Annotated in this window: 8 protein-coding genes; 2 read left to right on the top strand and 6 right to left on the bottom strand. The window is 60.9% G+C overall.

Annotated features, from left to right (window positions below):
* Positions 1-354: helix-turn-helix domain-containing protein (locus tag ARADN35_RS25605; protein WP_244265827.1), on the bottom strand; the 354-nt coding region annotated here is incomplete at its 3' end.
* Between the two features lie 42 nt (positions 355-396).
* Here ARADN35_RS25605 and ARADN35_RS0101120 point away from each other — a divergent pair.
* On the top strand, positions 397-2,580 hold the full coding sequence (locus ARADN35_RS0101120; RefSeq protein ID WP_139019140.1) for a CHAT domain-containing protein: 2,184 nt from the start codon (positions 397-399) through the stop codon (positions 2,578-2,580).
* Between the two features lie 461 nt (positions 2,581-3,041).
* Entirely contained in the window at positions 3,042-5,435 is a 2,394-nt protein-coding gene (locus ARADN35_RS0101115) for a DNA polymerase II (protein WP_010458125.1), read from the top strand.
* A gap of 203 nt (positions 5,436-5,638) precedes the next feature.
* Here ARADN35_RS0101115 and ARADN35_RS0101110 read toward each other — a convergent pair whose 3' ends face one another.
* The 5 genes from ARADN35_RS0101110 to ARADN35_RS0101090 are packed head-to-tail and all read right to left on the bottom strand — an operon-like array spanning position 5,639 to position 9,105.
* Entirely contained in the window at positions 5,639-5,938 is a 300-nt protein-coding gene (locus ARADN35_RS0101110) for a putative quinol monooxygenase (RefSeq protein WP_010458124.1), read from the bottom strand.
* Between the two features lie 56 nt (positions 5,939-5,994).
* Positions 5,995-6,804: an SDR family NAD(P)-dependent oxidoreductase gene (locus ARADN35_RS0101105; protein ID WP_010458122.1), complete on the bottom strand. Its 810-nt coding sequence runs from the start codon at positions 6,802-6,804 to the stop codon at positions 5,995-5,997.
* A complete protein-coding gene (locus ARADN35_RS0101100) occupies positions 6,804-7,307 on the bottom strand; it encodes a nuclear transport factor 2 family protein (RefSeq protein WP_010458120.1) in 504 nt (167 codons plus the stop codon). Before ARADN35_RS0101100 ends, ARADN35_RS0101105 begins: the two co-directional genes overlap by 1 nt.
* Entirely contained in the window at positions 7,304-8,137 is an 834-nt protein-coding gene (locus tag ARADN35_RS0101095) for an SDR family NAD(P)-dependent oxidoreductase (protein ID WP_010458118.1), read from the bottom strand. The genes ARADN35_RS0101100 and ARADN35_RS0101095 overlap by 4 nt, the downstream gene beginning before the upstream one ends.
* Positions 8,137-9,105, bottom strand: a complete 969-nt coding sequence (locus tag ARADN35_RS0101090) for a Bug family tripartite tricarboxylate transporter substrate binding protein (RefSeq protein WP_010458116.1) — start codon at positions 9,103-9,105, stop codon at positions 8,137-8,139. Before ARADN35_RS0101090 ends, ARADN35_RS0101095 begins: the two co-directional genes overlap by 1 nt.
* Positions 9,106-9,194: the final 89 nt, after the last annotated feature.

Genomic DNA, 9,194 nt, shown 5'->3' with positions numbered 1-9,194 from the left:
GAACGCCTTGGCCGGACTGGTTGCTGACTCCACCCGCCAGCGCCGGATGTAGTCGGTGACGGCGCTGTAGCCGCCGCGGTAGCCTTGGGCCTGTATCTGAGCAAACAAGGCACGGCCGCTGCGCCGTCCATGCTTGGGGCGATGGCTGTCGGTTGTGAGCGCTTGATGCAGGATCGGCTCGAACGCAGTTAGCTTGCCATCGAGCTTCACCCGCTCGTACTTCGGGGCAACATCGCCGGGCGCCTTGAGCCACTTCTTGACCGTGTTGCGCGACAGGCCCGTGCGCTTTGCGATCTCGCTGAGGGAGAGTTGGTCGCGCAGCCTCATGCGCCTGACCTTGCCAATCATGTCCATGGTGATCACCTTGAATCCCCTGCTGAAATTCTCAGCAGGTCAGTGGAACACCCTGGTCAATATTGGATTGGCACTTTGCGGTTTAGCTGGTCAAGATTGCATCGGCACCAACACGCAGATGCATTCGGCGATGCGATCCAGACGATGCTCGTATCTGCGAGTCTGTTCACCGACTTCCGCGCCTTTCAAACAGCCTACCGAACGCTTGTCGAGGCCGAGCGACTAGCTCGTGAGCATCATTTAGCCAAGGAGTTGACCGAAGTTCTGATGGCACTTCACTCGACTTCCATGATTGAAGGCGATCTGGCGTACGCCGACAGAGTTTGGGAGGGGCTGAGCGAAGCTTTCGAGCAACTCGGTCAGCCGATTCCAACGCCTATCATCCTCAATCGGGCAACGCGTAGGTTTTGGGATGACCAATTTGAGAGTGCGAGGCAGACCTTTGAAGAGGTGATTGCCCGGGATGATCTGCCGGAGACAATGCGCGCCGGTGTGCTGTCGACGCTCTCGGCGTGCCTGCGAGAACTAGGGGACCGAACCTCCTCTGACCAGCGAATGACGCAGGCGCGCGTGTTCATGGAAAAGATCCCAACGATGGATCCTGAACTTGGTCTGGAGCTCGAGCTGATCGCCGCCAAGAATGCGGTGACCTGGGGTGATTTTCCGGAGGCTTGCGACTGCCTCCGACGAGCCATTTCACGGCTAGACGACACGGTGAATCTGGTCGAGAAGCTCCACTACCGGCGGGGCCTGCGTGAGCGCTTCATTCCAAGGATCGAAAACATCCTGGTCCGCCTTCCTCGCACTGGAAACGCATCCGACGTGCTCGCTGTGATTGCCGGAACGCGGTCGAACAGGCTCTCTGACTGGCTCCACTTCCTCTCGTGGACTCGGCGCTTGAAATCAAAGCTAACGGGCTCCGAGGCCGACGAGTTGGACAAGCTGGTATTCACGGTGGCGAACCAGGGCGCCCCTCACCTCATGGGTTTCCTCGAGAAGTACGATGATCCCATGGCGGAGAACATGCTGCCCGACCCATGGCGCAAGGTCGCTGAGTACGCCGACCGAATGTGCGAGCTCCATGATATAGACCGACCGTTCGAGCGGGCGACTGCCGCGAAGGCCCAACTACTGATTCAGGGCCGACTTGACGAAGGCTACGCTGTATTGGTCAACTTGCTGACGGCCGACAAGAAGGCTTTACTGATCGTGGGTGACCGCTACACGCTTTGCGATCTTCCTGAAAGTGAGACCGTCGCATTCGCCGTCGCTCTGTACAACCAACGCCAGAGTCCAAATCAAAGCAAACCTCTGGCAATTGCAGCAAACGCCTACCAGGCCGCGCTGCTGACCTCGCTAAAAGACGCGCTAGACGAGGTGGCTGAAAAGAACTGCAGGGGCCTGCTATTCGTACCAGATCGCATGGATCTAACCCCGATCAATCTCGTTCTTCTCTGCCATGAGCCTACTCGTAAGCGGATGGCTGCGGGCCTGTTCTCGGTCAGCACCTGCTTGGCGCTTTATCCAGCGGACGACACGTACGTGCCGCCGAAGGTGGCACTTGGCATCCTGGAGGAGGAATCTGGTCTTACCTATGATCAGACCGACCTCAAGGCGTTCTTTAAAGGTTCTGGCACCTGCGCAACGATCCTGAACAAGCCCAACTGGGAGGAGTTTTCATCGCAGATGGAGAAAACCGACACGCTGGTGTTAGCGCATCACGGTATGTCCATCGGGATGTTCACAGATCCGGCCTTTGCCGATATGGGGGGGCCGCACCAACACACCGTCATGAGTGTTTCGCGGCTTCAGGAGGTCGCTTACCGATGGCCGCACCGGGTTGCCGTCTTGGGAACATGCCATAGCGGCGGCTCTGTCAATCACAACTTCCAAGGCAAATTCAAGTCACATGACTTGATGGGATTCCCGTCCCTATTCCTCTTGAACGGCAAGGCAGAGGTGGTTGCCTCGTCCTGGGCGATCATGGATCGCTTCAATCTCGTGTTCACGGCACTGTTCGCGCCGGCGTTGCGCGACATGCGACCGGCGGCTGCAGCTGGCCACGCGCTTGCCAGTTTGATCGGAATGTCGGATGATGAATTTACCGCTTACCTGAGTTCCGCCTTCCCAGAAGATCACAGGCTTCTTCAAGCTGCGAATCAGTTGAATGTACTGAGGCGTCAGCCCTACTGCTACGGCGCTTATCAAACCTACACCCTGCTCTAAGAGAGCGGCCGATATCTGCGCGTCACGATCTCAGCTAACGAGCTTCCAGGACAGATCAAGCAAAAGCTGAGTATCGTGTTGAACGACGCTTAGGTTGAATGACTGCTAACAAACAGAAAAGCCATTCGGGCACGTCACGCCGAGTGACTCAGATCAGCCTGAAGCAGGCCTGCTTGACACCAAGATGTTGGATAGGGCAGAGAATCGTGCTGAGCAGCAGAAGCCGCCACGTTTAGAGCAGTGGTACCGCCTCAGAACCACGCCCAAATGCGCCGCAGTAAGGCGGGAGCTGGTCGGGCAGGACGGAACACATAACGGGTTGGTTTGTGCATGGCCTTCTCGGTGTCGGTTTTTATAATACTGTACAAAACATCAGTATCATACGCAAGCGTGCTTCGTAGCTCTCAACCTGTTCGCCCGAGGCATCAGAATTTGCGTGCCACCGTCTTCCGCTCCACCTGATGTCTTTAGCCCTCGCACCCACCGAACTCAGGGGCTTCCTCCTCACTCGCAACTGGCGCGACCTCCCAGACGGCACCGAGCTTGAATACTGGCTGGCCACCGACGAGGGGCCCAAGAAGGTGCTCCTGACCCAGCAGACCTCGGTCGCCTTCCTACCGGCCCGCCACCGGGCTGCGGCACAAGCTTCACTGGCAAACCTGCAGGGCCTGGAGGTGAAGGAGCTCGATCTGAAGACATTCGATCAGCAGCCCGTCCTCGGTGTCTATGCTCGCAGGTTCCGCGATCTCGGCAAGCTGGCGCGCGCGCTCCAGCCTCTGGGAATACCGCTGTACGAAGCGGATGTTCGCCCGCACGATCGCTACCTGATGGAGCGGTTCATCACGGCCGGTGTTCTGGTCGAGGGAGGTCAACGCGAGGGTTCGACCATCCTCGATGGCAGGTTGAAGCCTGCGTCTGGTTGGCGCCCGGTGTTGAAGGTGGTGTCGCTGGACATCGAGACGAGCGCGACAGAGGAGCTGTACTCCATCGCACTGGATGGTGCGGGCGACCGAGTGGTCTTCATGCTGGGGGTGGCGCCAGCGTCGGCACCAGCCGCCGCATCGCCGATGGACTTCAGGCTTGTGTACTGCTCAACTCGCAGGGCGATGATCGAGCAGCTCAATGCCTGGTTTGCGGACCATGACCCGGATGTCATCGTCGGCTGGAGCGTGATCCAGTTCGACCTGCGGGTGCTGCAAAAGACCGCCGACGCGAACTCCGTTCAACTGCTGCTCGGACGCGAGCGCCGCCCCATCGTGTGGCGTACGCACCCCGGCCGGCAGGGCTACTTGTTTGCACCCATGCCAGGACGTGTGGTCGTTGATGGCATCGAAGCGCTCAGGGCAGGCATGTGGAGCTTTCCGTCGTTCAGCCTCGAAGCGGTCTCACAGGCACTGCTCGGCGAGGGCAAGGAGATCGGCGATGCCTACGACAAGATGGCGGAGATCGAGCGGCGCTACCAGGAAGACAAGCCAGCGCTGGCCAGCTACAACATCCGCGACTGCGCGCTCGTCCTTCGCATCTTCGACAAACTGGAGCTGCTGCCGTTCGTGCTGGAGCGAGCGCAGACGACGGGTTTGCAGGTGGATCATTTTGGTGGTTCCATTGCTGCGTTCAGCCACCACTACCTGCCGCGCATGCACCGTCTGGGTTACGTGGCACCCAACGTGGGTGACATCGCGGCCAAGGCCTTTCCTGGCGGCTATGTGATGGACTCCAGGCCGGGCTTCTACGACTCCGTCGTGGTCCTGGACTACAAGAGCCTGTACCCCTCCATCATCCGGACCTTCCTAGTGGATCCAGTAGGCTTGGCAGAGGGAGAGAGCACCAAGGTCCAGACCGGGTTGGTGCAAGGGCCACAAGGCACGCTGTTTTCGCGCGAGAAGCACTGCCTGCCGGACATCGTGACAACGCTATCGAATGCCCGGGACGAGGCCAAGCGGGCGCGCAATCAGCCGCTGTCGCAGGCCCTGAAGCTGCTCATGAACTCCTTCGCCGGGGTGCTGGGCGCGTCCGAGTGCCGCTTCTTCAATCCGAAGCTGGTGTCCGCCGTGACCCTGCGCGGCCACGAGGTGATGAAGCTCACCCGGACGTTCGTTGAGGAGCGTGGATACCAGGTCATCTACGGAGATACCGACTCCATCTTCATCTGGCTTAAGCGCATCTATCCCAACGCGGAGGCGCACGCCATTGCGGCCGGCTTGGTGCAGGAGATCAATGCCTGGTGGGCTCGCAAGCTGCGGGAAGAGCAGCAGCTGGAGAACTTCCTCGAAATCGAGTTCGACACCCACTACGCCAAGTTCTTCATGCCCACCATCCGGGGATCGGATGTTGGCAGCAAGAAGCGCTACGCCGGCCTGAGCGTCGATGAAGAAGGTCGGGAGGAGATGGTTTATCGCGGGTTGGAGATGGCCCGCAGCGACTGGACCCCGTTGGCGCGCCAGTTCCAGGAAGGCTTGTTATCACGCATCTTCCACGGCGAGCCCTACCGGGCGTTCGTGGCTGACTACGCGCGGTCGATGCTGGAAGGCCAGATGGATGCGCTACTCGTCTACCGAAAGCGCCTGCGCCACCGACTCGATGCCTATGAGGTCAACGTGCCTCCCCAGGTGCGCGCGGCGCGCATTGCTGACGCGCACAACGCGAAGCTGAACCGTCCGCAGCAGTACCAGCGTGGAGGCTGGATCGAGTACGTGATGACGCAGAGCGGCCCCGAGCCTCTGGAGGCCCGGTATTCGCGCATTGACTATGAGCACTACCTCGTCAAGCAACTGCAGCCCATTGCCGATGCGATTCTTCAGCCGTTGGGCGACAGCTTTGCGGCGTTGACGAGTGCGCAGAAGGTGCTGTTCTAGGCTTTTCGCTTTGGCCAATGCGCCCTAAACGGTAGATTTGCAGCGACGGCAGTCACCGTGTTTCATACCGAGCGCACTGGAATCGGTCACCGCTCAACAAAAATGGATGTGTGGCCTGTTTTGAGGTCACAAATGTCATTCGGCGAAAAATCGGTCCTGTCATTCATCTCATGGGTTAGATTGCCAGGCCTGAACTAGCGCCTTCAGCGTGCTCCAACAGCTGCCGCCTCATAGATATCGATCTGCGGTGGCTCCTGACACAAGCTTGCCATTGACTGCGCGAACGTGCGCGAGGCTTCCACTCGGAAATGTGCTTGCAGTGCGGCCATGCTTTCCCAGCGCTCCACAAACACGAAGCGTAGCGGCTGCTGCACATCGCGGCTCACTTCGTGGGATATGCACCCTGGCTCTGCCCGGGAGCGCAGGACATGCTCCACGGCCAGTTGCTCAACGGCCTCTTGTGTGTCTGGGCGTGCAATCACATGGCCTGTGACGATGATCATGGTGCTACTTTCACTGTGTTCGTGGTTGGATAGGAATGAACGGATGGTCTGAGGCGCTAACGCGCGCTCGCACCGCCGTCGATGGGGATGATGGCTCCGGTCATGTAGCTCGACGCCGGCGAAGCCAGCAGCAGCGCCAACCCCTGGATCTCGTGCGGCTGGGCGATGCGGCCCAGGGGGATATAGGTGCGCATGCGCTCGGCGCTCTCCGGCAAACGCAGGCGGCCTCCATTGATGCCGGTGGCAAAGGGGCCAGGGGCGATGGCGTTGACCAAGATGTTGAACGGCGCAAGCTCGATGGCCGCCTGGCGCACCACGTTGTTCACCGCGGCCTTGGAGGCCACGTAGGCGTAGCCGGAATGTGCCTCCGACCTCAGCCCGGCGATGGACGAGGTCACGATGATCCGCCCCTGCAGCCGGGGCTTCATGTGACGGCTGGCGGCGCGCAGCGTGGACAGCACGCCCGTCAGGTTCACCTGGAGTACCTTGTCCCACACTGCCGGGTCCACATTTTCCAGGCGCCCTTGTTCGGCCAGGAAGCCGCGTCCGGCACTCATGCCCGCGTTCGCAAACACGCAATCGATGGCCCCTTCGGATGCAATGGCGTCGATATTGCGGTCCACATCGGTGCCATCGCTGACGTCGATCACCCGCTGCTGCACCTTTGTATGCGTCTTGCGCAGGCGCTGCACTTCGGCGTCCAGCGCTTGCGCATTGCTGTCGGACAGCACGACTTCCGCACCCGCCTCAAGCAGGGTTTCTGTGATGGCCAGCCCGAGACCGCTGGCGGCGCCCGTCACCAGCGCTCGCTGGCCGGTCAGATCAAACAAGGATGGCAACGAGGCCATGGTGGCGGTGCTGTGCATCAACGAACCCCTTGCAGCGGAATGAGGTGGTCCCAGCGCTCAGAGGCCTCGATCATGTAGTGCACGCTCAAAGTCACACGCTGAAAGAACCACTGGCCTTCCAAACGGATGTACTCGTCGTCAAAGCGCCCCACCACATAAAAGCTCTTGCCGTCCTTCACAGGTCGGCCGTCCAGGTAGCTACACCCCGTGCCTTGATCGCCCTGCACCTGCACCACATGGCTGTGGATGAACTGCCGGGCCGTTTGCACGGGAAACGATGCGAAGAACGCGCGGATGTTGTCGCGGCCCCGCACTTCGGGGCGGCCGCCATAGGCCACGTAGGCGTCGGGCGCAAACAGTTCATAGAGGCGGTTGCCCGCGTCCTCGTTCACGAGTTCGTGGTAGCGGGCTCGCAGTGCGCGGATGGCTTCGATGCTCTCCATGCGTTCAACGCGTTCTGACAGCGCCCTCACATGGTCGTGCAAGGCGGCAAGGTCGGTGGATGGGGGGGCTCCGGTCACTGAAGGCTCTCCTGGTGAATATGGTGGAAATCACCCATGATTTTTTGGGTGCGGTCCCGCACGGACGCACCCGTGTGGGCATGGGGAATGACATAGAAGCGGCGCGCATGAATCGCGTCGACCGCAACGCGTGCAACATCCTCGGCAGTGATGGCTGAAGCGGCCATGCCGGCACGCACGCGCTCTCCATAGGCGGCAGCCGTGGGGCCCACCTCTGGCAATGCGGCTGGTCGGTTGCGTTGTGACTGGTCAATGTGCGTGGCCACCAGGGAGGGGCACAAGACGGACACTCCGATGGGCGAACCCGCCTGCTCCAGATCCTTGGCCAGGCATTCCGAGAAAGCGATCACTGCGTGCTTGCTGGCGCAGTACACGGCGGAACCTGCGATGGTGGCGAGGCCTGCAGCCGATGAGGTGTTGACGATGTGGGCCGGCATGCCCCGGGCCTGCATGCGCGGCAAAAAGCTGCGCACGCCATGCACCACCCCCATCAGGTTCACACCCAGCACCCACCTCCAGTCGTCGTCCGTGGCATCCCAGGCGGTCCCGAGCACTGCCACACCGGCGTTGTTGAAGAGCCAATCCACACCGCCCCAACGGCCCCAGCTGGCTTCAGCCAGTAGCTCCACGTCTGCGGCGTTGGACACGTCGCAGCGCTGCATCATGCACGCAGCGCCTGCCGCCTCCACCAGCGCCTGCGTTTGTGCCAGGGCTTCGGCCTCGATGTCGGCCGCCACCACCGCCATGCCTTCGCGGGCACATGCCAGCGCCAGTGCGCGGCCGATGCCGCTGCTCGCACCGGTGACCACGGCCACTTTGGGCGCAGACATCAGATGCTCGCTCCAGACTTGCGAATCACCTCGGCCCACTTGGCAGCCTCGGTAGCCACGAACGGTGCAAACTGCTCGTGCGGCATACCGATCTTGACGCTCGAGACCGCATCCAGCGCCGCCGTGACCTCCGGTGAGTTCAGTGCCTGGCCCACCCCATCTGACAAGCGCTTGACGATGGGTGCCGGCGTATTGGCCGGTGCAAAGATGCCGCCCCAGTTCATTGCCACCACGCTGGGGATTCCGGCCTCGGCCATGGTGGGCACATAGGGTAGCGTGGCAAGGCGGCCGGTGCTGGTCACCGCCAGCGCGTTGATTTTTCCGTCCCGGATATGGGCTCTCGATGTCTGGACATAGTCGAACAGCACATCCACGTTCCCCGCAATCAGATCAACCAGGGCTGCTGTGGTGGCCTTGTAGGGAATGTGATTGAACCGCGCACCGGTTTGGGTTTGCAGTAACTCCAGACACAGGTGGGCGGACGTGCCATTGCCACCCGATCCAAAGTTGAGCTTGCCAGGCTGTTGCTTGCCGAACTCGATCACGTCGGCGACGGTTTTGAACTTCGTGTTGGGATTGCAGACCATGACGTTTGCGTTACCTGTCAGCCCATGGATCGCCACGAAGTCCTTGACTGGGTCGTAGCGAATGTTCTTAAAGAGAACGGTATTGGTCCCCTGCGTGCCCTGGGTGCCGAGCAGGATGGTGTATCCGTCGGGCGCCGCGCGGGCCACGAACTCGGCGCCTATGGAGCCGCTCACACCCACCCGGTTGTCGATGACGATGGGCTGGCCCAAGTTGTCGCTCAGCGCGCGTGCGATCAGGCGGGCTTGGACATCCACCACGCTGCCCGCAGAGAAAGGAACGACGAGGGTGATCGGGCGCTGCGGGTAAGCGCTCTGTGCAAATACCGAGGGCGAGAGTGCCAGAGCCCCCATGGATGCCGAGAAATGGCGACGATTCATCATGGTCTTGTCTCCTTGTTGTGTGTTCGGTCGTGCTGCATGAGAACGCAGCACGGTTTGCACCTGAGCGGCGCAGAGGCTATTCGCCTGAC

Source organism: Acidovorax radicis N35, from assembly GCF_000204195.1.
In the GTDB taxonomy this organism is placed as follows: Bacteria; Pseudomonadota; Gammaproteobacteria; order Burkholderiales; family Burkholderiaceae_C; genus Acidovorax; species Acidovorax radicis.
This window is presented reverse-complemented; position numbering and strand designations above follow the sequence as displayed.